This window comes from Williamsia sp. Y853 (assembly GCF_056786495.1).
Window position 1 is genome coordinate 199638 of the sequence record NZ_JBXCJC010000001.1, and the last position, 26483, is coordinate 226120.

General features: G+C 64.6%; 30 protein-coding genes. 18 read left to right on the plus strand and 12 right to left on the minus strand.

The window, feature by feature from the left end; translation table 11 throughout:
* Positions 1-13 precede the first annotated feature (13 nt).
* Both AC1TPF_RS01020 and AC1TPF_RS01025 read right to left on the minus strand, forming a co-directional pair.
* Positions 14-904, minus strand: coding sequence for a LysR family transcriptional regulator (locus tag AC1TPF_RS01020; protein WP_482142259.1), 891 nt, complete (start codon positions 902-904; stop codon positions 14-16).
* A gap of 28 nt (positions 905-932) precedes the next feature.
* On the minus strand, positions 933-2264 hold the full coding sequence (locus AC1TPF_RS01025) for a cytochrome P450 (RefSeq protein WP_482142261.1): 1332 nt from the start codon (positions 2262-2264) through the stop codon (positions 933-935).
* 100 nt (positions 2265-2364) lie between these two features.
* On the opposite strand from AC1TPF_RS01025, the gene AC1TPF_RS01030 reads away from it, so the two are divergent.
* Positions 2365-2979, plus strand: coding sequence for a TetR/AcrR family transcriptional regulator (locus AC1TPF_RS01030; RefSeq protein ID WP_482137020.1), 615 nt, complete (start codon positions 2365-2367; stop codon positions 2977-2979).
* Positions 2980-3002: 23 nt separating this feature from the next.
* Here the strand turns inward: AC1TPF_RS01030 and AC1TPF_RS01035 are convergent, their stop codons facing one another.
* A complete protein-coding gene (locus AC1TPF_RS01035) occupies positions 3003-3185 on the minus strand; it encodes a DUF1272 domain-containing protein (protein WP_482142262.1) in 183 nt (60 codons plus the stop codon).
* A 100-nt stretch (positions 3186-3285) separates the two neighbouring features.
* Here AC1TPF_RS01035 and AC1TPF_RS01040 point away from each other — a divergent pair, with 100 nt between their 5' ends.
* The 3 genes from AC1TPF_RS01040 to AC1TPF_RS01050 all read left to right on the plus strand — a co-directional run bounded on the left by AC1TPF_RS01040 (position 3286) and on the right by AC1TPF_RS01050 (position 5542).
* The gene (locus tag AC1TPF_RS01040; protein WP_482142264.1) at positions 3286-3906 is read left to right on the plus strand and encodes a class I SAM-dependent methyltransferase; all 621 of its coding nucleotides are present in this window, start codon (positions 3286-3288) and stop codon (positions 3904-3906) included.
* 77 nt (positions 3907-3983) lie between these two features.
* Positions 3984-4913: an EamA family transporter gene (locus AC1TPF_RS01045; protein ID WP_482142265.1), complete on the plus strand. Its 930-nt coding sequence runs from the start codon at positions 3984-3986 to the stop codon at positions 4911-4913.
* A 47-nt stretch (positions 4914-4960) separates the two neighbouring features.
* On the plus strand, positions 4961-5542 hold the full coding sequence (locus tag AC1TPF_RS01050) for a TetR/AcrR family transcriptional regulator (protein ID WP_482142267.1): 582 nt from the start codon (positions 4961-4963) through the stop codon (positions 5540-5542).
* A gap of 60 nt (positions 5543-5602) precedes the next feature.
* Here AC1TPF_RS01050 and AC1TPF_RS01055 read toward each other — a convergent pair whose 3' ends face one another.
* The gene (locus tag AC1TPF_RS01055) at positions 5603-6580 is read right to left on the minus strand and encodes an NAD-dependent epimerase/dehydratase family protein (protein WP_482142268.1); all 978 of its coding nucleotides are present in this window, start codon (positions 6578-6580) and stop codon (positions 5603-5605) included.
* A 116-nt stretch (positions 6581-6696) separates the two neighbouring features.
* Between AC1TPF_RS01055 and AC1TPF_RS01060 the strand changes: the two genes are divergently transcribed.
* A complete protein-coding gene (locus AC1TPF_RS01060) occupies positions 6697-7569 on the plus strand; it encodes an SDR family oxidoreductase (RefSeq protein WP_482142270.1) in 873 nt (290 codons plus the stop codon).
* Between the two features lies 1 nt (position 7570).
* Here AC1TPF_RS01060 and AC1TPF_RS01065 read toward each other — a convergent pair whose 3' ends face one another.
* Positions 7571-8293, minus strand: a complete 723-nt coding sequence (locus AC1TPF_RS01065; RefSeq protein ID WP_482142272.1) for a lysophospholipid acyltransferase family protein — start codon at positions 8291-8293, stop codon at positions 7571-7573.
* Between the two features lie 124 nt (positions 8294-8417).
* Here AC1TPF_RS01065 and AC1TPF_RS01070 point away from each other — a divergent pair, with 124 nt between their 5' ends.
* The 11 genes from AC1TPF_RS01070 to AC1TPF_RS01120 all read left to right on the plus strand — a co-directional run bounded on the left by AC1TPF_RS01070 (position 8418) and on the right by AC1TPF_RS01120 (position 17641).
* The gene (locus AC1TPF_RS01070) at positions 8418-9065 is read left to right on the plus strand and encodes a TetR/AcrR family transcriptional regulator (protein ID WP_482142274.1); all 648 of its coding nucleotides are present in this window, start codon (positions 8418-8420) and stop codon (positions 9063-9065) included.
* A gap of 191 nt (positions 9066-9256) precedes the next feature.
* The gene (locus tag AC1TPF_RS01075) at positions 9257-9703 is read left to right on the plus strand and encodes a DUF6153 family protein (RefSeq protein ID WP_482142276.1); all 447 of its coding nucleotides are present in this window, start codon (positions 9257-9259) and stop codon (positions 9701-9703) included.
* Between the two features lie 102 nt (positions 9704-9805).
* On the plus strand, positions 9806-10468 hold the full coding sequence (locus AC1TPF_RS01080; RefSeq protein ID WP_482142277.1) for a DUF305 domain-containing protein: 663 nt from the start codon (positions 9806-9808) through the stop codon (positions 10466-10468).
* A gap of 77 nt (positions 10469-10545) precedes the next feature.
* The gene (locus AC1TPF_RS01085) at positions 10546-11769 is read left to right on the plus strand and encodes a L,D-transpeptidase (protein WP_482142278.1); all 1224 of its coding nucleotides are present in this window, start codon (positions 10546-10548) and stop codon (positions 11767-11769) included.
* A gap of 57 nt (positions 11770-11826) precedes the next feature.
* On the plus strand, positions 11827-12147 hold the full coding sequence (locus AC1TPF_RS01090) for a metal-sensitive transcriptional regulator (protein WP_482137008.1): 321 nt from the start codon (positions 11827-11829) through the stop codon (positions 12145-12147).
* A gap of 76 nt (positions 12148-12223) precedes the next feature.
* Positions 12224-13498: a MurT ligase domain-containing protein gene (locus AC1TPF_RS01095; protein ID WP_482143978.1), complete on the plus strand. Its 1275-nt coding sequence runs from the start codon at positions 12224-12226 to the stop codon at positions 13496-13498.
* Between the two features lies 1 nt (position 13499).
* Positions 13500-14225 carry a type 1 glutamine amidotransferase gene (locus AC1TPF_RS01100; RefSeq protein WP_482137007.1) on the plus strand — a complete coding sequence of 242 codons (726 nt, stop codon included), beginning with the start codon at positions 13500-13502 and terminating at the stop codon, positions 14223-14225.
* Positions 14226-14230: 5 nt separating this feature from the next.
* The gene (locus AC1TPF_RS01105; protein ID WP_482142280.1) at positions 14231-14788 is read left to right on the plus strand and encodes a hypothetical protein; all 558 of its coding nucleotides are present in this window, start codon (positions 14231-14233) and stop codon (positions 14786-14788) included.
* Positions 14788-15324, plus strand: a complete 537-nt coding sequence (locus AC1TPF_RS01110; protein ID WP_482142282.1) for a hypothetical protein — start codon at positions 14788-14790, stop codon at positions 15322-15324. Before AC1TPF_RS01105 ends, AC1TPF_RS01110 begins: the two co-directional genes overlap by 1 nt.
* Positions 15325-15379: 55 nt before the next feature.
* Positions 15380-16024 carry a phosphoribosyltransferase gene (locus AC1TPF_RS01115; protein ID WP_482142284.1) on the plus strand — a complete coding sequence of 215 codons (645 nt, stop codon included), beginning with the start codon at positions 15380-15382 and terminating at the stop codon, positions 16022-16024.
* Positions 16025-16243: 219 nt separating this feature from the next.
* Positions 16244-17641 carry a hypothetical protein gene (locus tag AC1TPF_RS01120; RefSeq protein ID WP_482142285.1) on the plus strand — a complete coding sequence of 466 codons (1398 nt, stop codon included), beginning with the start codon at positions 16244-16246 and terminating at the stop codon, positions 17639-17641.
* 46 nt (positions 17642-17687) lie between these two features.
* On the opposite strand, the gene AC1TPF_RS01125 is transcribed toward AC1TPF_RS01120, so the two are convergent.
* The 6 genes from AC1TPF_RS01125 to AC1TPF_RS01150 form a co-directional block, all read right to left on the minus strand.
* Positions 17688-18251, minus strand: coding sequence for a uridine kinase family protein (locus AC1TPF_RS01125; protein ID WP_482137002.1), 564 nt, complete (start codon positions 18249-18251; stop codon positions 17688-17690).
* Positions 18252-18260: 9 nt separating this feature from the next.
* Complete coding sequence (recR, locus tag AC1TPF_RS01130; protein WP_482137001.1) at positions 18261-18872, minus strand: recombination mediator RecR; 612 nt, start codon at positions 18870-18872, stop codon at positions 18261-18263.
* Between the two features lie 6 nt (positions 18873-18878).
* Complete coding sequence (locus tag AC1TPF_RS01135) at positions 18879-19199, minus strand: YbaB/EbfC family nucleoid-associated protein (RefSeq protein ID WP_482137332.1); 321 nt, start codon at positions 19197-19199, stop codon at positions 18879-18881.
* A gap of 82 nt (positions 19200-19281) precedes the next feature.
* Positions 19282-19632, minus strand: a complete 351-nt coding sequence (locus AC1TPF_RS01140; protein WP_482137000.1) for a hypothetical protein — start codon at positions 19630-19632, stop codon at positions 19282-19284.
* Between the two features lie 10 nt (positions 19633-19642).
* The gene (locus tag AC1TPF_RS01145; protein ID WP_482143979.1) at positions 19643-20503 is read right to left on the minus strand and encodes a pseudouridine synthase; all 861 of its coding nucleotides are present in this window, start codon (positions 20501-20503) and stop codon (positions 19643-19645) included.
* Between the two features lie 90 nt (positions 20504-20593).
* Positions 20594-21034: an SRPBCC family protein gene (locus AC1TPF_RS01150; protein WP_482142287.1), complete on the minus strand. Its 441-nt coding sequence runs from the start codon at positions 21032-21034 to the stop codon at positions 20594-20596.
* 121 nt (positions 21035-21155) lie between these two features.
* On the opposite strand from AC1TPF_RS01150, the gene AC1TPF_RS01155 reads away from it, so the two are divergent.
* Together AC1TPF_RS01155 and AC1TPF_RS01160 are read left to right on the plus strand one after the other, a co-directional pair.
* Entirely contained in the window at positions 21156-22568 is a 1413-nt protein-coding gene (locus AC1TPF_RS01155; protein WP_482143981.1) for an FAD-binding protein, read from the plus strand.
* A complete protein-coding gene (locus tag AC1TPF_RS01160; RefSeq protein ID WP_482136998.1) occupies positions 22565-23890 on the plus strand; it encodes a class I SAM-dependent methyltransferase in 1326 nt (441 codons plus the stop codon). Before AC1TPF_RS01155 ends, AC1TPF_RS01160 begins: the two co-directional genes overlap by 4 nt.
* An 82-nt stretch (positions 23891-23972) precedes the next feature.
* Here the strand turns inward: AC1TPF_RS01160 and AC1TPF_RS01165 are convergent, their stop codons facing one another.
* Positions 23973-26459, minus strand: a complete 2487-nt coding sequence (locus tag AC1TPF_RS01165) for a DNA polymerase III subunit gamma and tau (protein WP_482142289.1) — start codon at positions 26457-26459, stop codon at positions 23973-23975.
* Positions 26460-26483 lie beyond the last annotated feature (24 nt).

Genomic DNA, 26483 nt, shown 5'->3' on the forward strand with positions numbered 1-26483 from the left:
AGGTGGCGGGGATCTAATCGAGTTCGCGCGCCTCGGCGACCAGGGCACTGACCAGTTGACGCACGGCGCCGCGGTCCTGTGCCCCCGGACGACTGAGCGCCTCGTACACCCGCGCCGCCCGGACGCCGGTGAGCACCAGCCGGACGACGTTGGGGTCGAAGACGGAATACCGAGGCATCAGGGCAATCCCATGGCCCCGCGCCACCAACGCCTCGATCGCCCGAAAGTCGTTGATACGGTGCATCACCCGGGGTTGCACTCCGGTGATCGCGGCCAGCGACAGCAGCACGTCGTCGACGGGGAACCCATCACGCACACTGATCCAGTCCTCGTCGGCGAGTTCACCGAGCGTGACCTCGCTGCGTCCGGCATGACGATGGTCGGGACCGACCACCAGGTCGATGGGTTCACGCATCACAAACGTGGTCGCAACGCGGGCCGAGACCACCTGCGGCGCCCGCTCGTCACGGTGCGTGAGAACCACATCCGAATCGGACAGCAACGCAGGCGCTTCCTGATACCGCACATCCTCATCGCGGGCGATCAAGGCAATACCGGCCTCATCCATCCGCTCCATGAGTCCGGGCAGGAGTAAGGCGGCACCCGACGGGAACATCGAAATCCGCACGGAACCGACCGCATCGTCGCGATACGACGCCATCTCTTCGGCCGCACGATCGACCGCCAAGACGACCTCGTCCGCCCGCAGGACCAAGGCCCGACCGGCCTCGGTCAGTCTCACTCGCCGGCCATCTTGCTCGAGCAACGCGATGCCGGCCTCCCGGCCAAGGACCTTGAGCTGCTGCGAGACCGCCGACGGTGTCATGTTCAACGCGTGTGCGACGGCGCCGACCGTGCCGCGGTCGGCAAACTCTCGCAGTATCCGTAAGCGCTGCAGGTCCATACCCGCAACGCTAGCCGCGGTACCGGTACTAGCGCCGACGGACCGCCATACGCCCCCCGCGGCGCGGTGCGTAGGCCACTCCGCGTCCGTGCCAGCGCTCTGGACGGGCGTCGGTGCCGACGATCTCGAAGTCGCGCAGGACATCGCGCAGCACCACGTCCATCTCCATGTTCGCGAACGCCGCACCGATGCAACGCCTGGTGCCGCCCCCGAACGGCAACCACGCCGCCGACGGCCGGTTGCCGACGAACCGCTGCGGATCGAAGATCTCCGGATTCCGGAACTGTTCACTGTCGTCGTGCATCAGTGAGATGCCCACGAGAATGGTGCTGCCCTTGGGGATTCGCCATTGCCCCAGTTCATACATCGGAGCCAGCACGTGCCTGCCGGCGAAATCGATCACGGGTCTGCTGCGTTGCACCTCGAGGATGGTCGCCTGGCGCAGTTCCGAGCCGCCCTCGTCGACCTCGGTGGTCAAGCGCGACAACAACTCCGGGTGCCGGCTGAGCCGTTCAAATGCCCACGCGAGAGTGTTGGCAGTGGTCTCGTGGCCGGCCGCCAACAGTGTCGCCAGTTCGTCCGCCATTTCCTTGGTGGACATCACCGAACCGTCGTCGTAGGTGCTCCGCAGCATCAGTGCCATTATGTCGGTGCGGGTTTCGAGATCGGGGTCGTGACGGGCGGTCTCGACCATCCCCTCGATGATCGCGTCATACTCGACCCGCAGCGCCCTGAATCGCACCCACGGCCCGACCTTGCCTTTCTGTAGCGAGTCGGGGATGGTGGCGCACCGCGACCCCTTTTCGACCATCGGCGGGATGACCTCACGCAGCGAGTCGAAGTGCTCGCCCTGCGCGCCGAACACCGCCCGCAGGATCGCATTCAGCGTGACCCGCATCATCGGATCAACTGTTGCGAACTCCTCACCCTCGGTCCAGGTTTCGGTCTCTTTTGCCAGTTCCTCCGCCACGATCTGCTCATAGACCTTGATCGCCTTGCCATGCAGGGGCGGTGTCAACAATTTGCGCCGGTCACGATGCTCATCGCCTTCCAGGGCAAACATCGAACCCTCGCCCAGGATCCGGCTGAGGTTCGGCTGGACATTGCACAGAACGTCTGAGGGTGTGGTGAACACCTGCTTCGCCAACTGCGGATCGGCGACCACAACAGATTTCCCGAAGACCGGCGTGTCGATGGTGAAGACCGGACCAAATCGCTTGGCCGCCATTGCCATCGACTGGCGTCGGGCGATCACGAACGGCAGGGCCTGCAGTATCCGAGGTATGCGAAGCCCGGGCGGGAGGTGTGCGGCACCGGCACGACCTTCGTCGATGGTCGCCCCATGTCGAACTGCACTCATGCCGAACCACTCCCCGCCAGTGTCCTGAGTCACGTTTCACACCGACGGTACGCCGACGTACCAGACGTCGCAAGGTTTCGGAGCGCCGTATCGTGGCAATGTGCCAAACCCCGCCGCAACCCCGGCCCGGACGAGCCCAGCGGGCAACAGCGAGTTCCGACTCCGATTGCTCGAAGGCCTCGGCGAGTCCATCACCGAACGCGGTTACCGCGCGACCACGGTCGCCGACATCGTGCGCCACGCAAAAACGTCGCGGCGCACCTTCTACCAGGAGTTCACGTCAAAGGAGAGCTGCTTCGTCGAGCTCCTGCACGTGACCAACAGTCAGAACATCGACGCGATCGTGGCCTCGGTCGACCCCGATGCCGATTGGACCGATCAGATCCGGCAGGCCATCGGCGCCTACATCCGATCGATGGATTCACATCCGGCGATGACCCTGTGCTGGATCCGCGAGCTGCCGGCATTGGGAGTGGACGCACGCCCGATCCAGCAGCAAGCCATCAATGATTTCGTCCACACCATCATCGCCCTCACCGACACCCCGCAGATGCGCGCCGCCGGAGTCGAGCCGGTGACCCCAGAGATGGCCATCATGCTGCTCGGCGGACTCCACGAGCTGACCGCCAACGCCGTCGAGAGCGGCCGCACCGTCGCCACCATCGAAGACACCGCATTGCGGGCCTGCTTTGCACTGTTGGGGCCGGCCAGCTGACAAACCAACAACCGACGTCCGCGTCAGCCCGTCGCGCGCCGAGGGCGCCGAGGGCGCGGAGAGAGCTCACCGGCACAGTTGGGGCAGGCGTCGAGGCGGGAACGACAGTCCGCACAATACGTGCATTCGAACGAGCAGATCCACGCCGCTGCATCCAAACCCAGTGCTGCTGAACAAAGTTCACACTGACTCTTCATCTCGAGCATGGTTCAGCCTACCTCGTAGCAATCGGTACCGGGAGGTCAGAATTTGCCGAAATGGCAAGATACTTTGCCGTGCGATGCACCATCAGGAACACTGGGAACCATGGATGAAGCCTACTGGGACGCCCGATACACCAACACCGATCGCGTCTGGAGCAACAACCCGAACCACGCACTCGAGGGCGAACTCGCCGACCTCACACCAGGCACCGCACTTGACGTCGGATGCGGAGAAGGCGCCGACGCGCGGTGGCTGGCCGACCACGGCTGGACGGTGACCGCCGTCGACATCTCATCCGCCGCGCTCGCGCGGGCAAAAGAACTGAACGATCATCCGTCCATCACCTGGACGCATGCCGATCCGGTGCAAAATCCCCCCGAAGCATCGGCTTTCGACCTGGTGTCATTGCACTACTTCCCACTGCTTCGTGCGCCGGGCGATGTTGCCGCCCGCAAATTTGTCGATGCGGTCGCCCCCGGGGGAACACTGTTCGTCGTCAGCCACGATTTCTCCGAGGACCACGTCAGGCAGCACGTGCAATCACATTCGGGCGACGCGGATTTCAACCCGCTCGACTACTACACCTCCCACGAGTTCGCCGCATTCCTCGATGACAACTGGAAGATCCTTGTCGACCGAACACAACCGCGTCATGTCGACCCGTCGTCTGCCGGGGCCGGCCACATCAACGACACCGTGCTCCGGGCAGTGCGCATCGCCTAAACGGTGAAGTTCTTCTACATTATTCGTCCACAATAATTAGATTGAACTGAACTGTTCCGCCCACTAAACATTGACGGGTGACTACTCGCGACCGCATGCTGGGCCTGACCGTTGTGCTGCTGTGGGGACTGAACTTTCTGGCGATCCACGTCGGCCTCGAACATTTCCCTCCGCTGTTTTTCGCGGCCCTGCGTTTTGCCGTGATGGCGGTGCCGGTGATCCTGTTCGTCCCGCGGCCGAACGTGCCACTGCGGTGGCTGCTGCTCTACGGAATCGGTTTCGGCACAGTCCAGTTCGCATTCCTGTTCCTCGCAATGGACCAGGGTATGCCCACCGGCCTCGCCTCTCTGGTCCTGCAGTCGTCGGCACCGTTCACCGTGTTGCTCTGCGTACTGCTGCTCGGCGAACGAATGAGCAGGCGTCAGATCCTGGGCATCAGTGTTGCGGTCGCCGGCATGGCGATCATCGGCGTCGACCGGACCACCCACGGCGCCGGCGCCGCCCTACTGCCGGTCCTCCTGACCTTGGTCGCCGGTCTGGGGTGGGCGTTTGGCAACATCGGGTCGCGCCTGGCCCGCCCGGACAACGCGCTGCATCTGACCCTGTGGATGTGCGTCATCCCACCGATTCCGCTGTACGCGCTCAGCCTGGCGGTCGAGGGACCGCAGGCCGGTTTCGACGCGATCACCACGGTGGGTTCGCACACCGGACTCGTTGCCCTCGCTGGTCTCGCCTATGTGGTGGTGCTCGGAACCGCGGCCGGTTCGGGTCTGTGGACCTACCTGATGTCGCGGTACCCGGCGTCACGAGTCGCGCCATTTTCATTGCTGGTCCCGGTGGTCGGCATCACCGCCGCCTGGATCTTCCTCGACGAGACGCCGAGACCCTGGGAAATCATCGGTGCCGCCGTCGTGATCATCGGCTGCTTTGCCGGGTTGAGCGCGCGGCGCGCACCAGAGCCGACAACCGAGACTCGGCCGGCGGCGGAGACCCCGATCCCCGCATAGCGCGAAGCTCACCGAAGAACCCCGGTCGGCCTGGTTGAATCTGGGAAATGACCGGGTCGGCGGAACACGATGGGCAGCAGGTCGGCCGCCCACGCGACGACTCGATCGACGAGCGGGTATTTTCCGCGTGTCTCGAACTGCTCCTCGAGTCCGGCTGGGACGGACTGAGTCTGCGCCAGGTCGCCGCTCGAGCGGGGGTGAGCCGCACCAGCGTCCAACTGCGGTGGTCATCCAAGGCCGAGTTGGTGTTGCATGCGATTCTCGGCCAGGCACCCGACCTCGCACCGTTCACCGGTACCGATCAGAGCGGCTGGATCGCGTGGGTGGTGGAAGGCAGCCACCTCTTGTTCGCACGGGACGAGGTTCAGGCAGCCTTGCCGGGGTTGCTCGTGGCATTGCAGAGTGACCCCGACCTGCGTGCGTCACTCTGGCGCCACTTCAGCGATCCGGCGATCGACCTGTTCACCGAAGGCGATCAAGCTGCCCGCGACGACGCCCGGGCCATCTTGATCATGGCCGCCGGCGCCGCACTCTTCTCCACAACCATTGCCGCCCAAGATGACACGGCGGCGCTGCGTTCGCGGATCACCGAATTACTGACCCTGGCCGCCGCTCCCAAACCCCGATGATGTGCTGTTTTGGCGGGCGCGACCTGGGCGTTTGTTCGCCAGAACCGCACATCATCGAGGTTACGGTCGGAAGGTGGCGACGATCGCGTCCGACGGAGAACGCCACTTCATTCCGAGATCGTTCAACGTGACGGTGTCGTCGGTTGGGACGGCAGCGGTCAGGAACTCGGCCGCTTCACCACTGAAGCCGCCGCTGACCGGAATCCATCGGCCGATGACATCGACCATCTTGCCAAGTCGACGAAAGATGTTCGGCTGCAGCGGTATCCGTCGCACCTTACGACCCATACCCGCCTCGACCGCATCCACCATGCCGTCAAACGTCAGCATTTGGCCACCACAGAGGTAGCGGCGCGGCCCTTGTCCGGGTCCGGCATCGATGATGCCGGCATGCACATCGGCGACATCTCGGACGTCGATCATCTGCATGCCACCGCGCACCCGCGGTGCCCAGCGGGAACGCACGATGGTGCCCCAGCCCTGCTCGGTCACGCCCGGAGCAGTGTGCAGCGCAGGCCCGACCACACTGCTCGGATAAGTGACCACCACCGGAGCACCGCTTTCCTGCAGCACCCGGGCAGCACGTTCGGCATATCCCTTGCTCTTGCCGTAAGCACTGCGCGCCTGCGCTGTCGGGGTATCGAGGGTGACGATCGGATCAGTGGTCGGTGTCAGCACCGCGTAGCTGCTCACCAGCACCACCGGATCAAGCCCCCGCTCGACGGCCGACCGCATCACCGCCTCGGCGGCATACGCATTGACCTCCCACATCAGCTCTGCGCGCCGGTCATCGGTTCCGACCACCCCGGCGGCATGGATGACGGCGTCCGTCCCGGACAACAGCGCGTCCACCGTGTCGGCGCTGCGCACGTCGCCGACCAGGGTCTCGACGGACCCGGCCGCAGTCAGCACCGCGAGCAACTCATCGATCTTCTCGTCAGGCGTGACCAGCAGACGGACCTGATGCCCGGCCTCCAGAACCGCACGGACAAGGTGGGCCCCGAGGTAGCCGGTTCCCCCGGTGACAGCGACCAGCATGTAACCACTCCTTTCACGCCGAACAGCCTCCCCGACGGCGTACACCGCGTACATTACTGTTCCGCTGGACCACTAATGCGAGAATCCCAACCCCCGACCGTCGAGGAAGTAGTGCCATGGGCATATATGCCGTAACTGGAGCCGCATCGGGAATGGGCCGCGAAGTGGCGGCCAAGCTTGCCGCAGCCGACCACACCGTCATCGGGGTCGACCTCAAGGACGCCGACGTGATCGCCGATCTGTCAACGGCAGCGGGTCGCCAGAACGCCATCAAGGAGGTTCTCGCGAGGTCGGAGGGCAAACTCAACGGCGCGGTGCTCGCCGCCGGGCTCGGACCCGGCCCGGGTAAGGACCGCCCGCGCTTGATAGCCGAGGTCAACTACTTCGGCGTTGTGGACCTACTGCAGGGCTGGCGAGAGGCATTGGCGGCCACCGACGCCGCGAAAGTGGTTGTCTTCTCCAGTAATTCCACAACCACAGTGCCGGCGGTACCTCGTCGTGCCATCCGAGCCTTCCTGGCGGGCGACAGCGACAAGGCCGTGCGGTCGGTTCAGATGTTCGGAAAGGCCGCTTCGGTGATGGCCTATGCCGCGTCGAAGATCGCGGTGAGCCGCTGGGTGCGACAACAGGCGGTCTCCCCGCAATGGGCAGGTGCGGGCATCCGGCTCAATGCGCTGGCCCCGGGCGCGATCATGACACCCCTACTCGAAGCCCAGCTCGCCTCGCCCACGGAATCCAAGGCGGTCAAGAAGTTCCCGGTCCCCGTCGGCGGGTTCGGCGATCCCGGCAAGCTCGCCGACTGGGTCATCTTCATGCTGTCGGACGCCGCCGACTTCCTTTGCGGCAGTGTCATATTCGTCGACGGCGGCACCGACGCGTACTTCCGGACCAACGAATGGCCGCGCGCGGTCCCCCTCTACCGCATCGCGCCCTACCTCTACCGCTTCCAAACATTCGGGCGCCGTAAGAAGCAGACGCCTGCGCACTGAGTCAGGCGTTTGCGAGGTTGACGAGGCGTTGCAGATCGAGTCGGATCTGCCGCGCGACGGCGGCGGGACGCGCTTTCGATTCCAGTTCTGTGGGAGTTCCCATGACCACCAAAGGCTTTCGGTTGCCCGCCCCCTTGTAGGACAACCCCATGTTGACCAGCACGACTCGGCAACCGGCGTTTCTTGCCCGTACCGCGATGTGGGCGACTCCGCTACCGATCGGCGCCACCGTGGCGGGGTCGTCGAGATTGCACGTGCCCTCCGGAAACACCGCAATGCTGTCCCCACGGGACATCCGCTCGACGCAGGTGTCGATCATCTTCAGGCCCGCCTCGGCTGCGACCCGGGTTCCATGGCTCTTCGCCCGGAACACCGGAATGCCTCCCATGGAATCGATCTTCCGACGGAGTTCTTCGTCGACAAACAACTCATCCTTCGCCAGGATGCGCGTGCGGCCGATCAGCGAACGCAATGGAGACCGAAATGCCGCAGCCGCAACCGTGTACGGATCAACCTCGCTGATGTGATTGATGGAGATCACCAACCGCACGCCGGACTCGATCAGGCCAGTCAGCGTTGCTTTCCCACCGGCTTCATCAAATCGAACCCGTGGACGGTACTTCAGCGCCAGGAAGCCGTATTTCATCAACGCATTGCGGCGGTCCTGTTGATGGTCCAGGTAGTGGGCATACACCTGGTCGGCCTCTGAAATATCGATGTTCACCGAACCTACGGTACCGTAAGTTACGCCACCGTAGGTTAAGGGTCGGCCGACCCGTGTATCTCGCTCCCCAGATCGGACATGAGTCTGTTACCAGCAGATAAGTCTCGGGTGCGATACTGCTTCGATGCCACGCCCTGGCGCACCCCTGCCCCGATTGTTCGAGCGAGCCGCCATCGCGGCCATATCCGACACACCCGCCGATTCCGCTGATGACGACGTGTTCGATGCCGCCTTGAGCGTGCTCGCCGAGTTCGGAACCCGGGCGGCAACGATGGACGACGTGGCGGCGCGGTCCGGTGTCAGCCGCGCGACCCTGTTCCGGCGGTTCGGCAGCAAGGACGCGGTGTTCGAGGCAGCCATCGCACACCTGCTCCGCACCTTCCTCACCGAGATCACCGCCACCTTCCTGCAGGTCACCGATCCCACCGAGCGCATCGTGGAAGCCTTCGTGGCCTGCCTACAGATGCGCAAGCGGTTCCTCGGCGACAACCCGAAGCCGGGACACGGCGGCGAGGTCCTGGCGGTCCTGTCCAGCGGCGATCCCTCGCCCATCGAGCTGGGCCGACAGTTCATCGCCGCGCGCATCGCGATGGCGCAGGCAGACTGCCTGCTCCCGCCCTCCGATCCCGCCATCCAGGCAGACGCCATCGTCCGGTTGACCCTGGGGTATCTCGTGGTCCCGGACGGTCGCTTCGACCTCAACGACAAAGCCGTCGCGCGCGACATCGCACGCCGGACGATCGCACCGCTGGTGACCGGCACCCTGTATTAGTCGACTTTCCCCGGTGTCTCTGCGGACAGAGGTCCGCACAGCGTGAATGACTCACGCAATGACCTGCCCCACAAGCAGAACCAGCATGGACTGGGTCACAAATCACGCTCATGGTGGGAATTCATCCACGATTGAGGTATACCCGTGGGGGGTAAAATAGTCGTGGAAGTACGGCAGAATGGGAGGTGCGCATGTCGACGGCCGTGGACGCGGACTCGCGACCTCTCGTCGCCGCACCTTTCCGGTGGCGCGATCAAAGCCGCGGCTTGATGACGGCCGGTGCGGCGCTCGCCGTACTCGTCGGTGTGCTGTTGATGCACTCGGTACCGATGGTGCATCCCCCCGGTGGACACCTGGTGACGGCCGGATCGATGACCGAGCATTCGACGCCGACCGCGTCGGGCATATCGCAGATTGTGGAGAGCTGCACCGCCAATTGCTCCGGACATACCGGGATGGCGATGTGCATGGCTGTCATCACCATCGCCTCGGCGTTGATTCTCATTCGACGACTGTTGAAACACCGTTTCGGAGCACGTGCCCGCCAGTCGGGCATCGGCCTGTTCGGCAGGCATGCTTCCCGGGCACCACCCTGGGCAACAACAACTTTGGAGAAATTGTCGATTTTGCGGATCTGATGGGCATCTCACCGCCCTGCTGCGGTGACCGTCCTTCGGCGTGCCGTCAGGTACGCGTCAGTCCATCCGATTTCGTGAACAATTTTCCTGAGGAGATCCCCGATGTCTTTGACCCATTCCATCCTGTCCAAAAACCGTTCCACCCGTATCAAACTCGCCGTTTCCGGTCTCGGTGTCGCCGCACTTGTGCTGGCCGGCTGTGGCGACAACAACGACGACGACGATCACCATGACATGGATTCGATGTCGCAATCGTCGATGTCCAACGCTCCGGGTAGCGCCGGGTCAACAGCGACCACGGCCCAGTTCAACCACGCGGACGTGATGTTCGCGCAGATGATGTATCCCCATCACGCGCAGGCTGTGGAGATGGCCGGGCTCGTCGACGGCCGCAGCACCAACACGCAGCTGATCGAGCTGGCCACGGCCATCGAGAATGCGCAGGGTCCGGAGATGACGCAGCTGCAGCAATGGCTGGAGCAGTGGGGTCAGCCGGCCCCCGGCACCGACATGGACCACGGCGCCAGCGGGATGAGCGGAATGATGACCGATCAGGACATGACCGACCTGGCCGCCAAAAACGGTGTCGACTTCGATCGGACCTGGCTGTCGATGATGATCGAGCACCACGTCGGTGCGATCGAAATGGCCGACACCGTGATCGCCGACGGACTCAGCCCGCAGGTCGAACAGATGGCGAACACCATCGCGGCAACCCAGCAAGCCGAGATCGACACCATGAAGGCAATGCAGACGCAGCCCTGAACACAACCGCACTTCCATTCCCCCACGCCGCGTTCCGTGAACGCTGGCGTGCCGTCCTTCTACTATCTGGAGGTCTCATGCATATCCGTTACCTACTCCGGGTGTTGTTGCTGCCGCTCATCGTTGTGATGCTCGCGGCCTGCTCCTCATCCACCTCGCCCTCGGAATCAACCGGCGAGCCGTCTTCCGAAGCGGCAGCCGCCGCTCCCGTCATCACCTTCACTCCCGGTGACGGCGAAGTCTCGTTCAACCCCACCGACCCCGTCACAGTGGAATCCTCACTCGGCACCTTGGAATCGGTGGTCATGACCAACGAGGACGGGTCCGTCATCGACGGCATCTTCACTCCCGATCGGGTTGCCTGGAAACCCGCTGAGCCACTGGGATACAGCCGCGACTACACCATCGTGGCCAGCGCGATCAACGACGGTCAGCGCACCGAAGAGACCGCCTCGTTCGCGACGATCACGCCGGGCAACCAGACCAAACCGACGTTCGTGACCACCGGAGGCAATCTGCTCGCCGACGGCGCCACCTACGGCGTGGGCACGGTGATCGTCGCGCATTTCGACGAACCCATCACCGACCTCGCCGCCGCTGAACGCACGCTGTCAGTGCGCACCGACCCGTCGGTCACCGGCGCCTGGAACTGGGTCGACGACCAGAACGCGCACTGGCGACCCCAGGAGTACTACACCCCGGGGACCACTGTCACCGTCAGCGCTGATGTCTACGGAATCCAGCTCGGGGACAACCTGTTCGGTCAGGAAGACGTGAGCACCTCGTTCACGATCGGGGACGCTCACGTATCGATCGCCGACGACACCACCAAGCAGGTCAGCGTCTACAACAACGGTGAGCTGGTGCGCACCATGCCGACCTCGATGGGCCGCGGCGGTACCGAAACGGTGAACGGTCAAACCATCCACTTCTGGACCCAATCGGGCACCTATACGGTGCTGGACAAGGCCAGCCCGGTCATCATGGACTCGTCGACCTACGGCCTGCCGGTCAACTCCCGCCTCGGTTACCGCGAAACCATCTACAACGCCACCCGGATCAGCAACGACGGCATCTACCTGCACGAGCTCGCCGACACCATCGCGCAGCAGGGCAACACCAACGTGTCGTCCGGTTGCCTCAACCTCAACCCCGACAATGCCAAGTGGTTCTACGACTTCTCGGTACCCGGGGACATCGTCGAGGTCCGCAACACCGGCGGGCCACCGCTGGAGCTGTGGCAGAACGGCGACTGGAGCGTGCCGTGGGATCAATGGGTTGCAGGCAGCGCACTGGCCTGATCCACCGGCCTTGCGCACCTACACTCCCAACCGCCCGCGAACCCTAGGATCTTCACCATGACTGCCATCCCGACCACTGACGCCGACCACTCGGCCCCACACGGGTACATCAACGACAAGAAGAAGTACCTCGCCCGCCTCAAGCGCATCGAGGGTCAGGCCCGGGGTATCCACCGCATGGTCGACGAAGAGCAGTACTGCATCGACATCCTCACCCAGATCTCCGCACTGACCAAGGCAGTCGAAAGCGTCGCCCTGGGTTTGCTCGATGACCACCTGCGGCACTGTGTGGTCGACGCCGCCAAGGCCGGGGGTGAGGAAGCCGAGCTGAAACTCGCAGAAGCATCCGCCGCCATCGCCCGATTGGTCCGATCCTGATCTCCTCGGAGTTCCGCACCCGGCCGTGACCACTCTCGACACGGGTCACACCGGGACCTGTGACAAACTCGCTGCCATGCTCGACGATGACCGCCCACGCCCTTCCACCCGGCTCCGCCCTCGCGCCAAGCTGGCCCTGCGCGCCGCCGCTGCCGCCCGCTGGGCCTCGCAGAAGACCGGCCGCGGCAAAGGCTCCATGATCGGCGGCCTGGTCGCCTTGAAGATCGATCCGGACCTGCTCGGCGAGCTGGGTCGCGGCAAGCGCACCGTGATCATCACCGGGACCAACGGCAAGTCCACAACCACCCGGATGACGGCCGCAGCGCTCGCGTCACTCGGGGAGGTCGCATCGCAGGCCGACGGCGCCAACATGGACGCCGGCATCGTGGCAGCGCTCTCGCTGCACCCGAACGCGAAGCTCGCGGCCCTCGAGGTCGACGAACTGCACGTGCCCCATGTCAGCGACGCCGTCGAACCCGAGGTGATCGTCCTGCTGAACCTCTCCCGGGATCAGCTCGATCGGGTCGGCGAGATCAACATGATCGAACGGCGACTGCGCGAGGGCATCGCCCGGCATCCACAGGCGACGGTCATCGCCAACTGCGACGACGTGCTCGTCTCGTCCGCCGCCTACGACGCCCCGAATGTGGTGTGGGTCGCCGCGGGTGCGGGCTGGGCCAACGACTCGGTCAGCTGCCCACGCTCCGGAGAGCCGATCGTGCGCGAAGGCGATCACTGGTACTCCCCCGGCATCGATTTCAAACGGCCCCAACCTGATTGGTGGTTCGACGAGACGCACGTGTACGGGCCCAACGGCTTCTCCCACCCGATGGAACTCGCCGTGCCCGGCAAGGCGAACCGCGGAAACGCCACACAGGCGATCGCCGCGGCCACGGCGATGGGCGCCGACCCCGCATCGGCCACCGCAGCGGCGGGCACGGTCGGCGAGGTGGCAGGCCGGTATGGCGTGCATCAGATCGGACCGCATCGCGTGCGTGTGCTGCTGGCCAAGAACCCCGCCGGCTGGCAAGAAGCCATGTCGATGATCGACCAGGACGCCGAAGGGCTGGTCATCGCGGTCAACGGTCAGGTGCCCGACGGTGAGGACCTGAGCTGGCTCTGGGATGTGCGTTTCGAGGAGTTCGAGAACATTCAGGTGGTTGCCGCCGGGGAACGGGCCACCGACCTCGGTGTGCGACTTCTCTACGCGGGCGCCGAACACACCACGATCACCGACCCGATGGCAGCGATCGCCTCCTGCCCACCGGGGCGGGTCGAGGTGCTCGCGAACTACACCGCATTCCGCGACCTCGGGATCGCAATGGACCGCGCGGAGAAGGGAATCCGCTGACATGAGCGAATCGACATTGCGCATCGGCCTGGTACTGCCCGACGTGATGGGCACGTACGGCGACGGCGGAAACGCCCTGATCCTGCGGCAGCGCGCCCGGATGCGCGGCATCGAAGCCGAGATCATCCAGATCACGCTTGCCGATCCGGTTCCCGAGTCCCTCGACGTCTACACCCTCGGCGGTGCCGAGGACTACGCACAGCGTCTGGCGACCCGGCATCTGACGAAATACCCAGGCCTGCAACGAGCCGCCGAAGCCGGACGGCCGGTGCTGGCGATCTGCGCCGCCATCCAGGTGCTCGGGCACTGGTACGAGACGTCGGCCGGTGAACGGGTGGACGGCATCTCGATGCTCGACCTGACCACCACACCGCAAAAGACCCGCAGCATTGGTGAACTCATCACCGATCCGCTTCCGGAGTCCGGCTTGACCGCGCCACTCACCGGTTTCGAGAACCACCGCGGCGGCACCACCCTGGGCCCGGACGCCCGCCCGCTGGCCCGCGTCAAACACGGTGTCGGCAACGGTGCAGGCGAAAGAATCGAAGGCGCCGTACAGGGTTCGGTGATCAGCACCTATCTGCACGGTCCGGCGCTGGCCCGCAATCCGGAGCTCGCCGACCTACTGCTGTCTCGGGCGCTCGGCGTGGACAAGCTCGCGCCACTGGACCTACCCGAGGTCGAGCGCCTGCGTCGTGAGCGTCTGGCGGCCGGCCGCCGAGGCTGACACCGATGACGAAACCGACTGTGCCACAACGGGGTGGCACAACTCCACAGAACCGCCTCCCCACAAAGGCCCCGCTGGTGTTCGCGCTGGGACTCGTTGTTCTCGCCGTGGTCGTGACCGCCACCTGGGCGATCACCTGGTCGGTGACCGGCAATGACGATGCCGCGTCGGCGCCGCCAACCACGACCGAGTCCGTCCCTGCGACCTCAGTGGTCGACACCGTCCGGGCAACCACCGAATCGCTGTACAACTTCACGCCGGACACCATCAACGCGACGGTGAAATCAGCTCAGGCATCACTCTGCGGAGATGCCCTCGATCAGTGGAACGAGACCGCAAAGACGTTGCCCCGCATCGTCGCCGACACCAATCGCAGTGTGGCGACCTCCAATGCCCACTACGGGATCGCCTCGCAAGATGAGACCACCGCAACGGTGCTCGCCTTCTTCACCCTCGACACCACCGAGAACAACACCCCTGCCGCGCCTGCCACCACAGCCATTGAGTTCACCGTCGACCGCACCGCCGTCCCGACGTGCATCAGCGCGATGGAGGTGTTGTGATGACCGTCGAATCACCCACACCCCAGCGCCCTGCGGGTTCCGGCCGTCACGTCCGCACTGCGATCATCGTGGCGGTGGTTCTTGTTGCCGTCGTGGCCCTGACCATCGCGCTGGCCACCCTGACCGCACCGGATGACGACGCCGACGCCGCACCGCCCACCACACCTGTCCCGGTGATCGACGATCAGCAGGCCCGCGACATCGCCGATGTGGTCACCCGCAGCATGTTCGAGATCAGCCCGGCGACCAGTGACACCCAAATCGCAACGTTCAAGGACAACACCTGCGGCGAGTTCGCAGACTCGGCGCTGCCCAATCTGATCTCGTTCACCGACGAGCTCAAGACCCAGAACCGCACCAGCACAGTCACATTCGAGTCGGTCGCCGTAACACCTCACATCCCGAGCTCGCCATCGGCACAGGTCCTGGTCGCAGCCTCCTGGCAATCCGGTGACGCGGTCAACCAATCCCGCATCGTGTACGACGTGATCGTGCAGAATGGAAAGACCTGCATCACGAAGGCACAGTTCCTGTAATAGCCGGCGGAGGTGACCGGTCACGCGACAACCATGGGGCGACCGGGGTCATACGTTGCGAGATCGCAGCGAGGCCGGTCAGATGCTGGCCAAAGCGCTGATCGCCCGCGATGCCGATCTCGTCGACAATCCTGCGGTCACCGTCTTCGGCCTCGCCCGTGGTGGGGTGCCGGTCGCGTGGGAGGTCGCTGCCGCACTGCACTCGCCCCTCGACGCCTGCATCATCCGCAAGCTCGGTGTCCCCAGCAATCCGGAGCTGGCGTTGGGCGCGGTGGCCTTCGGCGGGGCTCCGGCCATCAGCCGGCGCGTGGTCTCCGAGTTCGGCGTCACCGACCAGCAACTTCGCGACATCGTCGATGCCGAGACCCACGAGCTCGTGAGACGCGAACAGAAGTATCGGGCCGGCAGGCCGCCGGTCGTTATGGCCGGCCGGATCGCCATCCTGGTCGACGACGGACTCGCCACCGGAGCGAGCATGCGGGCCGCGATCGAGGCCGCCCGATTGCTGGAGCCCACACGATTGATCGTCGCGGTGGGTGTCGCGCCGCAATCGGCCATCTCCGAGATCACACCGCTGGTCGACGACCTCGTCTGCGTGAGCACGCCTGCCGATTTCCGGGCTGTCGGTCAGTGGTACGAGCGATTCGAGCAGGTCTCCGACGCCACCGTGTGCAAGCTTCTGGCCCATCCGATCACGTGACCAACAGTGCGGTCGACGTCCGAGGCACGCTGCGGGGCCTCGTTTTCAGCAAAGAGAATCTAGAGTTCACCGGTGGCAAATTGCGCATCGTGAATATCCCTGTGGCGCTGCGCATTTTCCGGAATCCTGCGATCCTTAGTCTCGGTCTACTCCTGCCCTGCGAAGCCAAGGCCCGCGGCGCCTGCCCACTCGTGGGCAATCAACAGATCGGGGATCGTCTTGTCGGCTCGGCCGCGCAAGCCTTTACGGCACCTGCTCCATGGCGGTATCGCTGCGATGGTCTTGAGCCTGACACTCGTGACCTTCGGCAGCAGCGGTGTGATCGGCCAGGTGGGTTCGGCGGCCGCCACGCCGGTGCAACCGTCGACGTCCCCTCCGAGCACCGCCCCGACAGAGTGTGTCGGCTCGAATTTTGCGACCCTCGGCGGCATCTACGATGCCGTCTTCGACTCGCTGCTACCCCAGATGCCCGAGCAGGTGAAGCGGGACGCCGCCTCGATCAAAGCCGACGCCCACCGTGACATGGACGGCCTGCGCGTGTCGTCGCTGGCGATCTCGAACCACCCGGTCGGGCTCGGCGCGTCCGAGGATTCCCCGAGTCTCCAATACCGGGACCCGCTGTCGCAGTACATCCTGACGCAGCTGATGAACATCCGGAACGGCACCGAGTACGAAGCGATCACCCTCGAGAACATGACCTTGTCGCAGGCCGTCGAGACCGTGTACCTCTACCTCTACATCACCGTCATCATCCCGATGACACTGGTGGCAGGGACCATTCCGCCGATCATGCCGATCGGCCCCGTCAGCCTCGGACTGTTGATCTCTCTGCCGCTGAGCCTTGGTTCGATGGCGATCAACATGATCAAAGAAGCGTTGAGCGCCGCGCTCCTCGATGCCTGCATCGTCTCGGTCACCCAGGACCAGAAGGACCGGGCCGGTCAGCCCGTGAAAGACCTCCGCTTTCCGAATCGAGTGCCACAGATACTCACCGACATCGCCGGACAGGTACTGATCGCCGAAGACAAGACCTGCCCCTCGGTGGGATCGCTGCCGCTGTCCCGGATCGTCGACCGCACCTCCCACTATCTGCAGGCCACCACGGATGCAAAGACAGGAGCGCAGGTTACCGACCAGACCGCGCGGCTCCGCGACTTCATGAGCCGGGCCCAGGTCCCGCACAACCTCATCCCGGAAGATCCTGCGGACTTCGGAACCATCGAGACACTAATGGCCCTCGGACTCGGGTTTGTTCCCTACGTCGGCGGAGCGCCGACCGAGGCCATCACCGGCCTGGTGGGCAACCACCTCAAGGGCGCGGACATGTTCGAGACCGTCCCGCTATCGGAGTTGACGGTCACCAAGTCGATGACCGCGGGCTATTACGCCTACGCCCTGAGCACCCACGTGTTCAACCTGGCCTTCACCCAGAGCAAGCCGGCTACGGCCTCGGTGTTGCAGCTACTGCTTCCCACGCTGACCCCGGAGCAGTTGACGCAGCTGATACCGAACCCCGGAAGCCTGATCAACGCACCGAACACCTACGGACTCATCGTGTACCACAACGTACTTCGATCAGTGTGTCTGGCCGAGGACAACACCGGACCTGCGCGCTGACCGATGTGGGCGCCCAAGCCACAGCGGTGAGGGCCGTCTGAACCGATCAGCTCGTCGCGGGCCCGAGAACGTACTCGGGCACGATTTCGCAGAAGTCACGGGTCTGATCGACGGCAAACCAGCCGCGCTCGAAATCCTGCCAGCGGCGCAGGTTTTCACGTTGCGCCTCACCGTCCCGCGCAACCCCACGCTCCAGTCGCTGTTCCTCGGTGCCACCGTCGAGCCAGAGCGCACGTTTGAGATGGCTGCGCACCGGCACGCGAGCACTCGACACGCCCTCGATGATCAGCAACGGTTCCCACCGCAGCCAGACCCGTGGACCGAGTTCCGGTTTGCCATCACGCCACACCCTGGGGTGAAAACGAAAATCGTGCCCTCGCCAATACGACCGCAGCACTTCTTCTTCCAGCTCCGGCCACCATCCCACCGGGTCGTCCCAGGTGGCGAAGTCGTCGGTACGGATCAGCACAACCCGGGTCCGCAGCTCTCGGAGCCTGGCCACCAGCGCATCGGCAAACGTCGATTTCCCGGCACCCGACGGACCGTCGATCGCGACGATGCCCGATTTCAGTTGCCGGGCAAGGCTATCCGTCCAGGTTTGGTCGACCATCGCCGGAGCCTAGGTCAGCACACGACGACCGGACAGCGCCCGGCCCAGTGTCAGTTCGTCGGCAAACTCCAGGTCGCCGCCCATCGGGAGGCCCGAGGCCAGCCTGGTCACCGACAGCCCGGGGAAATCACGGAGCATGCGTTGCAGGTAGGTGGCGGTGGCCTCACCCTCCGTATTCGGATCGGTGGCCACGATCACCTCGCTGACGTCGACGCCGTCTTCCTGATTTCCCAAGCGGCGCAGTAGTTCCCGAATCCGAAGTTGATCCGGACCGATACCGCCCAGCGGATCGAGTGCGCCGCCGAGCACGTGGTAGCGACCGGAGAATTCTTTCGTCCTCTCGATGGCCTGCACATCTTTGGGTTCTTCGACCACGCAGATCTTGCTCGCATCCCGTCGCGCGTCACGACAGATGCGGCAGCGCGCCTGGGCGGATACGTTGCCGCAGACCTCGCAGAACACCACATCGTCACGGACATGGACCAGCGACGCGGTCAGGCGATCGATGTCGCCTGCCGGAACAGCCATCAGGTGAAAGGCGATGCGTTGAGCACCCTTCGGACCGAGTCCCGGCAGCTTGGCCAGCTCGTCGATCAAGTCCTGGATCGGGCCTTCATACACCGGTGGTTACCCGCCCAGGCCGGGGAAACCGCCGCCGAGACCGCCGAGGCCTCCGGCCAGCGGACCCATCTTCTGCTGCGTCAGCGCATCACGCTTGTCCGCAAGGTCGGCGAGAGCTCCCACGATCAGGTCCTGCAGTGTCTCCACGTCATCGGCGTCGACAACCTTGGGATCGATCGTCACCGAGGTCACCTCACCGGTGCCGCTACCGGTGATGGTCACCAGGCCGCCACCAGCGGTGCCGGTCACCTCGGCCGCAGAGATCTCGGCTTGAGCGGCCAGTAGTTGCTGCTGCATCTCCTGAGCCTGTTGGAGGAGTCCGGCCATCGGGTTGTCTGGTTGCACTTGAATCTTGTCCTTGCGTCGAATCGTCTGTTGTCGAACCTGCTGCGTCAGCGCCCACGGGCACTCACCGGCGCGTCATGCGTTCCAGATGAGCGGCGATGTCATCGATGGTATCGCCGTCGGCGGGCTTGGCCTCGAATCGCAGTCGCGCGTTGCCCCCGAACATCCGCGACGCCAGGGGCGAGAGCGCGAATTCGAACTCACCACCGTCGCGTTGCCAGGCCACGATCCCCTGCTCCACCGCAGGCCCGGCACCGGTGCTGATCTGGTAGATCGCAGATTCCGAGGTACTCGACGCCGGCGTCTGAGGCAGGTCACGCTGCACCTGAAAGCAGTCGCCCGACTCGTCGTCGAGAAAGACGACAACCTCACAGGCGAGGTCCTCGTAGCGGTCATAGGAAACGACGATGGCCATGGGTCCTCCTTCAGTGCAGGTTGCGGACGCTCTCGAAACGACGGCGCCGCCCGGTCAGGGGGTCGTCGAACTCCACAGCGTAGGCCAGCAGTTGCAGCGGGCTGGAGAAGTCACCGTGATCGGGTGCGGCCGCCACATCCGGCCGGACCTCGGGATACAGGGGATCACCGTCGATCGGGATTCCGAGGCCGGACATGTGCAGCCGTAGCTGATGGGTGCGGCCGGTCTGCGGGAGTAAACGGTAGACACCGTGGTCACCGGCGGTGTCGGTGAGCTCGATGCGCGAGATCGCGTTCACCTCACCGGGAACCACCCGGGCCCGCAGGTCACCGGAGTCCTTCAAGATGCGGTTCCGAACGGTCACGGGCAACTCGAGGTCGCCTGCAAGAGGTGCCCGGGCGCGATACTCCTTGTCGACCCGGCGATCGGCGAACAACAACTGGTACGGCGCCCGAGCCTGCGGCCGCAGACTGAACATCAGGACACCCGCAGTGAGCCGATCCAGCCGGTGCACCGGGCTGATCTGCGGATTGTCGAGCTCTCTCCGCAACCGCACCAGCGCGGTCTGCACCACGTGCGCGCCGCGCGGCATGGTCGCCAAGAAGTGCGGCTTGTCGACCACCACGAGGTTGTCGTCGAGGTGGATGATCGGCATCTCGAACGGGATCTGCGTCTCGTCCGGCAGGTCGCGATAGAAGTAGATCGGACGTCCCACCTCGGCAGGTGCGGCCAGATCGACCCGATCGCCTGCGATGTCGAGCACCTCACCCTGCGCGGCCCGCACCGACAGGTCGGCCACCGAGAGTCCGGCGCAGGCCGGTGCCGCCAGCATGGCCTCGGCGACGGTGACATCCGAGCGCCGCAGCACCACCCGGGTCGGGTCAACACCGTCCCGCAATGGCAGCGGCGACGGTCTACGGTTCCTCAACAGGGATTCTTCAGCGCGCCCGGACGTTACCGATCAGCCGCGTTCGACGTGCGACTTCAGGTTCCCGAGTACCTCGGCCTGGATCTTGCCCAGGCCCTTGGGCGCAAAGGTCTTCTCGAAGAAGCCACCGATACCGCCTGCACCCTGCCAGGTGGTGACGGTGGTGACCTTCGAACCCGTACCCAGCGGTTGCACCTGGTAGGTGGTGATCATCGATGAGTTGGCGTCGGTCTCGGTGATCGTCGAACCCACCTGGTCAACAGAGGCCTGAACATTGCGCGAGCGCTTCGACGTCGCCTGCAGAGTCCACTTGGCGACGGTCCCGGCACCGACCCCACCGGCGACCACGGCGTAGTCGCGATACTGCGCGGGAAGGATGGCCGGCCTGACGGTCTGGTAGTCGGACAGCGCCGCCAGAACCTGCTCGGGCGCGGCATTGATTTCAATCGACTGTGATGCGGTTACCTGTGCCACGAAAAAATCACCTTCCGGTTTGTGATGCTTTAGACCCCTGAGCCTGCCAGAACAACATGCGGACCCTCCGAAGTGGCATGCACTGGACGGTAGTCCTAGGCTCTAATGCGTGCCGAGGGTTATGGGTTCCGTGTCCGGTCGCGCCGCCTTCGATGAAGGAGTCGCGACGCTGCTGGCGAGTTATCGGGCAATTCCGGCTTCCGGTAGGGTCCGTCTGGCCAAAAAGACATCCAACCTTTTCCGCAAACGAGCCAAGAATCCGTACCCCGGCCTCGACGTCTCCGGACTCGGCCGGGTGATCTCCGTCGATGTGGCCGCGCGCACCGCGGATGTCGCCGGGATGTGCACCTACGAGGAACTCGTCGCCACCACGCTCAAATATGGACTTGCCCCGAAGGTCGTTCCGCAGCTCAAGACGATCACCCTCGGTGGCGCCGTGACCGGCCTCGGTATCGAGTCGACGTCGTTTCGCAACGGGTTGCCGCACGAGTCGGTCCTCGAAATCGACATCCTCACCGGCGCCGGTGAGATCGTCACCACCTCACCAACCAGTGAGAACTCGGATCTGTTCTTCGGATTCCCCAATTCCTACGGCACCCTTGGTTATTCGACACGGCTGCGGATCGAGCTCGAAGAGGTTGCACCGTTTGTGGACCTGCGCCACGTCCGGTTCACCACGGTCGAGGCACTCCAATCCGCGATGGCACAGATCGTAGACGACGGCGAGTTCGACGGTGAACGCGTGGATTACCTTGACGGAGTGGTCTTCTCGGCCGCCGAGAGCTACCTGATCCTCGGTCGGCAGACCACCGCAGGCGGCCCGGTGAGCGACTACACCGGCGAACAGATCTTCTACCGCTCCATCCAGCACTCCGCGGACTCGACACCCATCCGCGACCGCCTCACCATCTCGGACTACCTCTGGCGGTGGGATACCGACTGGTTCTGGTGTTCCCGCGCATTCGGTGCGCAGAGCCCTCGCATCCGGCGGCTGTGGCCCAAGAAACTGTTGCGCAGCAGCTTCTACTGGAAGCTGATCGGCCTCGATCATCGATTCAACGTCGGGGACAAGCTCAATGCCCGCAAAGGCGAGCCCCCGAATGAACGCGTGGTCCAGGACATCGAGGTGCCGATCGAGCGGACCGCCGAGTTCATCGCGTGGTTTCTCGAGAACATCCCCATCGAACCGATCTGGCTCTGCCCCCTACGACTTCGCGAACCGGCACTGCCCGGCGCCGACACCCACCGGCCGTGGCCGTTGTACCCCCTCGAACCTGCCAGGACCTACGTCAACGTGGGTTTCTGGTCGGCGGTACCCAAGCGCGACCATCAGCCCGAGGGCTACGCAAATCGTCTGATCGAGATCAAGGTGTCCGAACTCGGTGGTCACAAGTCGCTGTATTCCGAGTCTTTTTACGGCAAAGAAGAGTTCGATGAACTGTACGGCGGGGAGCCCTACCGCCTGTTGAAGAAACACTATGACTCAGGGTCGCGGCTCCTCGACCTCTATGCAAAGGCGGTGCAACGTCAGTGACGACATTCAAAGAAAATGACCTCACTTCCGGATCGGTGGTAGGTCCCAAGCTCAGCTTGGCCGAAGTCGTCGAAGCGTTTGCGGGTGGAGATCTGAACGTGCGGGTGACCGCGTACGACGGCAGCTCGGCAGGTCCCGAAGACGCCGAGTACGGCGTGGAGTTGGTGACACCCCGGGGAACCACGTATCTGGCAACAGCTCCCGGAGACCTCGGACTGGCCCGCGCCTACATCGCCGGCGACCTCAAGCTGCACGGTGCGCCCGGCGGTGATCCGTACGACGCACTTCGGGCACTGGCCGAGGACCTCCATTTCGAACGGCCCTCCGCACGTGTGATGGCACAGATCACGCGCTCGATCGGTCTGGAACACTTCAAGCTGATCGCACCGCCACCACAGGAACAGTTGCCGCGGTGGCGCCGGATCGCAGAGGGTTTGCGGCACAGCCGGACCCGCGACGCAGAGGCCATCCACTACCACTACGACGTTTCCAACGCCTTCTACGAGCTGGTCCTCGGACCATCGATGACCTACACGTGCGCCTGCTACCCCGAGCGGGAAGCGAGCCTCGAGGAGGCCCAGGAAAACAAATATCGCCTGGTGTTCGAGAAGTTGAAACTCAAGGCCGGTGACCGGCTGCTCGACATCGGTTGCGGCTGGGGCTCGATGGTCCGGTACGCCGCACGACAGGGCGTCCACGTCATCGGCGTGACCCTGTCAGCCGAGCAGGCGCAGTACGCACAGCAGGCCATCATCGACGAAGGCCTCAGCGACTTCGCCGAGGTCCGGCACAGCGACTACCGCGATATCACCGAAGAAGGTTTCGACGCCGTCTCGTCGATCGGACTGACCGAGCACATCGGGATCGCGAACTACCCGTCGTACTTCAAGTTCATCCGGGCCAAGTTGCGTGATGGCGGAATTCTGTTGAATCACTGCATCACACGCCCCAACAACAGATCAAAGGGCAAGGCGGGCGCATTCATCGACCGCTACGTGTTCCCCGACGGTGAACTCACCGGTTCGGGCACGATCATCTCCGCGATCCAGGACGTCGGTTCGATGGAGGTTCTCCACGAGGAGAACCTGCGCGAGCACTACGCGATGACACTGCGGGACTGGAACAAGAACCTCGTCGAGAACTGGGATGCCGCCGTCGAGGAAGTCGGCGAAGGTACCGCCCGGCTCTGGGGTCTCTACATGGCCGGTTGCCGACTCGGATTCGACCGCAACATCATTCAGCTCCACCAGGTCCTGGCAGTCAAGCTCGACAAGGACGGCGGCAACGGCGGACTTCCGCTCCGCCCGTGGTGGCAGGCCTAACCTCCGCAAACGCACCCGTTCCAGTCAAAAGCACACGTTGCAGCGTGTGCTTTTGACTGGAACGGGTGTATCTGTCGCTTACCTAGTTGATCGGCGTGGCGCCGAGCTCACTCCTCAGCAGCGCGATCGCGATCTGCTCAGGGTCCTGACGCGGATCCGGTGTGGAATTGCGTGCGGTGGCGACCATTTCGTTGCGCTCGTCATCGGTGAGGTCTTCATCTTTGACGGGCTCCGGAGCCGGTTCCGGTTCAGGCTCCGGTTCGGGTGACTCTTCGTCGCCTGCGCTCGGGGTGGCCGGAGCGCCGCGGCTCGGCCTCGTGTAGGTGGCCTGTTTCGCCTCGGGCTTGCGAGTATCGGTTTGTGCGGTCTGGGTTTTCGGCATTGCCGGCATCGCGGACGCCGCATGCACCTGCACCTGCCAGTCGCCGCCGAAAACATGTGTCATCGCCGCGTTGATCACGTCCACCGCGTGCTGCGAACTCAACCGCTGAACGAGCGGCTGCGAGTCGTGACTCAGGATCAGGGTGCTGCCGTCGACCCCACGGACCGAGGCACCCGAGAGCATCACCTCGGTCACCTTGTTGGCGGCTCGAACCGCAGACCGAACCTCTTGCCACTTCGCCTGCACCGCAGCCAGATCGAGACCAGCGGTTACGACCTTGGGCTCCGGTTCGACCTGTGGCGCGGGCTCACCGTGATGATCGGGCTCCGGCTCGAAATCAGGTTCGGGTGGCGGGGGGACATCATCGAACGGCGATGCCGACTCGAGCTCCTGAACGGGCTCCGAGTCCGGTTCCGGAGCCGTTTCTGGCGCGGGCGCTTTCGATGGTTCAGGCGCGGTCGCTGGTTCAGGCGCGGTCGCTGGTTCCGACGCCGCCTCCGGCTCCGCCGCGACCGAAACCGGCTGCGGCACAGGCATGAGCGCTGGCTCGAGTTCGAGCACTGGCTCGGTTTCTGGCTCGAGTTCGAGCGCGGGCTCGAGATCGAGCACTGGCTCGGTTTCTGGCTCGAGTTCGAGCACCGGCTCTGGCTCGGGCTCAGGCTCAGGCTCGGGCTCGGGCTCGGGCTCGGGTTCGGGCTCCGGAACCGGTGCAGGTTCTACGACCGGTGCAGGTTCTACGACCGGTGCAGGTTCCGCGACGGGTGCGGGTTCAGGTTCCGGCTGCGGCGCGGGAGTCGGTTCGGGCTCCGGGGTGGGGGCCGGCACCGGTTCCGGGGTGGGCACCGGAGTCGGTGCAGGCGCCTGCGCGGCCTCCGGCTCCGATTCGGTGACGTCGTCCTGCGGTTTACGCTGCGACGGTCGGACAAACTTTGAGGGTGCCGCGTCGATCGGGGCCGCCGCCGGAGCCGCCGACGATACCGGCGAAGGCCCGGACACCGCGGACGCACCATCGGCCGGAGCGGCGATCACGCCACTGGCGAGCTGGGACTCGATGCGCTCGATCCGTTGCAGCACACCGGATTCCGAATCCGAGGAGGCCGGCAGCAGCATCCGGGCGCACATCACTTCCAGGAGCAGCCTCGGGGATGTGGTCCCGCGCATCTCCCCCAGTGCGTCATGGACGGTCTCGGCGAACCGGGTCAGTGTGCCCGCTTCGAGCCGGGCGACCTGGGCGACCATCTGCTCGACCTGATCGTCCGGGGCCTCGACGAGTCCTCGCTGCGCGGCATCGGGGACGGCGTTCATCAGGATCAGGTCCCGCAGTCGTTCGAGCAGGTCGACCGCGAACCGGCGGGGATCGTGTCCGGCGTCCACCACGGCCTCGACCGTCCCGAACAGCGCCGCGCCGTCGTGGTCGGCCAGTGCGTTGATGGCGTCGTCGATCAACGCCACATCGGTGACACCCAGCAGAGTCAGCGCCCGTTGATAAGTGACACCTTCTGGGCCGGCACCGGCAAGCAATTGGTCGAGAACACTGAGCGAGTCACGCGGAGAGCCGCCGCCCGCCCGGATCACCAGCGGGAACACCGCCGGTTCGACGGTGACGTGCTCGCTCGTGCAGATGCGTTCGAGCAGTCCGCGCATGGTCGCCGGAGCCAGCAACCGGAACGGGTAGTGATGGGTCCGCGACCGGATGGTCGGCAAGACCTTCTCGGGCTCGGTGGTCGCGAAGATGAAGATCAGATGCTCTGGTGGCTCTTCCACGATCTTGAGCAGCGCGTTGAAACCCGCGTTGCTGACCATGTGGGCCTCGTCGATGATGAACACCCGGTAGCGCGACTCGGCAGGCGCATAGAACGCCTGATCGCGCAGTTCACGGGTGTCGTCGACACCACCGTGGCTGGCGGCGTCGAGTTCGATCACGTCCATGTTGCCCGGGCCACCCGGACCCAGCGCGATGCACGACGAGCAGACGCCACATGGTGTCGATGTGGGCCCCTCCACGCAGTTCAGCGAACGGGCAAGGATGCGAGCCGACGACGTCTTGCCACAACCACGAGGACCCGAGAACAGGTAGGCATGGTTGATCCGGCCGGAGTTCAGGGCCACACCCAAGGGCTCGGTGACATGCTCCTGCCCGACAACTTCGGCGAAGGTCGCGGGGCGATAAGTCCGGTAAAGAGCCACGGTGCGAGACTACCGGCGAGGTAC

Excerpts from the sequence above, each read along its gene's own strand:
- AC1TPF_RS01020 (WP_482142259.1), bottom strand. The coding sequence starts at position 904 with ATGGACCTGCAGCGCTTACGGATACTGCGAGAGTTTGCCGACCGCGGC.
- AC1TPF_RS01025 (WP_482142261.1), bottom strand. The coding sequence starts at position 2,264 with ATGAGTGCAGTTCGACATGGGGCGACCATCGACGAAGGTCGTGCCGGT.
- AC1TPF_RS01035 (WP_482142262.1), bottom strand. The coding sequence starts at position 3,185 with ATGCTCGAGATGAAGAGTCAGTGTGAACTTTGTTCAGCAGCACTGGGT.
- AC1TPF_RS01040 (WP_482142264.1), top strand. The coding sequence starts at position 3,286 with ATGGATGAAGCCTACTGGGACGCCCGATACACCAACACCGATCGCGTC.
- AC1TPF_RS01050 (WP_482142267.1), top strand. The coding sequence starts at position 4,961 with ATGACCGGGTCGGCGGAACACGATGGGCAGCAGGTCGGCCGCCCACGC.
- AC1TPF_RS01055 (WP_482142268.1), bottom strand. The coding sequence starts at position 6,580 with ATGCTGGTCGCTGTCACCGGGGGAACCGGCTACCTCGGGGCCCACCTT.
- AC1TPF_RS01060 (WP_482142270.1), top strand. The coding sequence starts at position 6,697 with ATGGGCATATATGCCGTAACTGGAGCCGCATCGGGAATGGGCCGCGAA.
- AC1TPF_RS01070 (WP_482142274.1), top strand. The coding sequence starts at position 8,418 with ATGCCACGCCCTGGCGCACCCCTGCCCCGATTGTTCGAGCGAGCCGCC.
- AC1TPF_RS01075 (WP_482142276.1), top strand. The coding sequence starts at position 9,257 with ATGTCGACGGCCGTGGACGCGGACTCGCGACCTCTCGTCGCCGCACCT.
- AC1TPF_RS01080 (WP_482142277.1), top strand. The coding sequence starts at position 9,806 with ATGTCTTTGACCCATTCCATCCTGTCCAAAAACCGTTCCACCCGTATC.
- AC1TPF_RS01085 (WP_482142278.1), top strand. The coding sequence starts at position 10,546 with ATGCATATCCGTTACCTACTCCGGGTGTTGTTGCTGCCGCTCATCGTT.
- AC1TPF_RS01090 (WP_482137008.1), top strand. The coding sequence starts at position 11,827 with ATGACTGCCATCCCGACCACTGACGCCGACCACTCGGCCCCACACGGG.
- AC1TPF_RS01095 (WP_482143978.1), top strand. The coding sequence starts at position 12,224 with ATGCTCGACGATGACCGCCCACGCCCTTCCACCCGGCTCCGCCCTCGC.
- AC1TPF_RS01100 (WP_482137007.1), top strand. The coding sequence starts at position 13,500 with ATGAGCGAATCGACATTGCGCATCGGCCTGGTACTGCCCGACGTGATG.
- AC1TPF_RS01105 (WP_482142280.1), top strand. The coding sequence starts at position 14,231 with ATGACGAAACCGACTGTGCCACAACGGGGTGGCACAACTCCACAGAAC.
- AC1TPF_RS01110 (WP_482142282.1), top strand. The coding sequence starts at position 14,788 with ATGACCGTCGAATCACCCACACCCCAGCGCCCTGCGGGTTCCGGCCGT.
- AC1TPF_RS01125 (WP_482137002.1), bottom strand. The coding sequence starts at position 18,251 with ATGGTCGACCAAACCTGGACGGATAGCCTTGCCCGGCAACTGAAATCG.
- AC1TPF_RS01135 (WP_482137332.1), bottom strand. The coding sequence starts at position 19,199 with ATGGCCGGACTCCTCCAACAGGCTCAGGAGATGCAGCAGCAACTACTG.
- AC1TPF_RS01140 (WP_482137000.1), bottom strand. The coding sequence starts at position 19,632 with ATGGCCATCGTCGTTTCCTATGACCGCTACGAGGACCTCGCCTGTGAG.
- AC1TPF_RS01155 (WP_482143981.1), top strand. The coding sequence starts at position 21,156 with ATGGGTTCCGTGTCCGGTCGCGCCGCCTTCGATGAAGGAGTCGCGACG.